The organism is Streptomyces sp. GbtcB6, assembly GCF_019091475.1.
GTDB classification, from domain to species: Bacteria; Actinomycetota; Actinomycetes; order Streptomycetales; family Streptomycetaceae; genus Streptomyces; species Streptomyces hyaluromycini.
The window spans coordinates 1-347 of sequence record NZ_JAGXJL010000224.1; the positions used below are offsets into that span (position 1 = coordinate 1).

A 347-nucleotide genomic window follows, 5' to 3' on the forward strand; every position below is an offset into this window, starting at 1 on the left:
CCTCGGGCCGGACGGACTCGGCAACTCCCTCGACCACATCAAGAAGATCATGGGCACCTCCATGGGGGCCCTGATCCACCACTTCAAGCTGGTCACCGAGGGCTTCCGGGTCCCGCCCGGACAGGCCTACGTGGCCGTCGGGTCACCCAAGCGCGAACTCGGTGTGCACGCCGTGTCCGACGGCGGCACCCGCCCCTACCGGGTCCACTTCCGCGCCCCGGCCTTCACCAACCTGCAGGCCATGGGGGCGATGTGCGAGGGCGGCCAGGTCGCCGACGACATCGTCGCCGTCGCGTCCATCGACCCCGTGATGGGAGGCGTCGACCGGTGACCACCTCTTCTTCGGA

Annotated in this window: 1 pseudogene; it reads left to right on the plus strand. The window is 69.5% G+C overall.

The window, feature by feature from the left end:
* Window positions 1-331, plus strand: a pseudogene (locus KVT45_RS55240) (NADH dehydrogenase subunit D); the annotation flags it as partial.
* Window positions 332-347: the final 16 nt, after the last annotated feature.